2 protein-coding genes are annotated in these 850 nt (G+C 36.2%); both read right to left on the reverse strand.

All coding sequences use genetic code 11. The features are described 5' to 3' along the window. On the reverse strand, positions 1–236 hold a 236-nt coding region (locus B0182_RS14485), incomplete at its 3' end, for a hypothetical protein (protein ID WP_158079722.1). 63 nt (positions 237–299) lie between these two features. After that, on the reverse strand, positions 300–850 hold a 551-nt coding region (locus tag B0182_RS13480), incomplete at its 5' end, for a hypothetical protein (protein ID WP_211271657.1).

An 850-nucleotide genomic window follows, 5' to 3' on the forward strand; every position in this document is an offset into this window, starting at 1 on the left:
CTTGGGTCTATATATTGACCCAAAACAGGTTCTAGACGCTCCATAAATTCTTGATAAGACATAAGATTTACATTTCTATCAAGGGGTATACCAATATAAGGCGGTGTCCGCGGAAAAATGAGCGTGCTATAAAAATCACAAGTTCCAGCATGATAATGTTCGGCGGACTCATAAGGCGGTGCTGAAAAGGCGGTTGTATGGATAAAGACAAATAAAGTGGCGATAAAGTATTTCATGATGATTCCTTATTCTTGGGAATGGTTAGGCTTCTGTCGGCACGGAGGATGTGCCATTGCCATTTAAAGAATAGATAAGGCATACACTACTTTAAAATTACATCTTTTTATAGGATGATAATGAGTATTAACACCTATTAAAGAAAAATACTTCCCATCATGCTCTAAAAAAACAGAGATATACCCATCGACAACAAGCTCTAACTGTCCTAAATATCTTTTATACAGTTCGTCCAATATTTCTTGGGATTTTTGATGGTCTTGAACAACCAAATTAATGGTTTCTATCATTGCCATTTTGTCATCGTCGGATAAAGTATGCGTTCTTTTCTTATCTTTTTCTGTTCCATGACGCATATAATATTGTAAATAGTGAACCATGCCATGACTTCTACCGATATAAAGATAGCTGTTTAATTCGTTAAACTGCATGATGTGATCTTTACCTTCTTTTACAACCCAACGACTTAGATCGTCTGTATGTTTATCCAAAGATACTTCAAAACGGGTCAAGAATTCATCAAAAGACATCAGTTTAACTTTTCTGTCATGAGGTATGCCCGTGTATACAGGTGGAGAGAAATAATTATATCTCACTTGCCATTCTGGCACAC

The organism is Moraxella bovis, assembly GCF_002014975.1.
GTDB classification, from domain to species: Bacteria; Pseudomonadota; Gammaproteobacteria; order Pseudomonadales; family Moraxellaceae; genus Moraxella; species Moraxella bovis.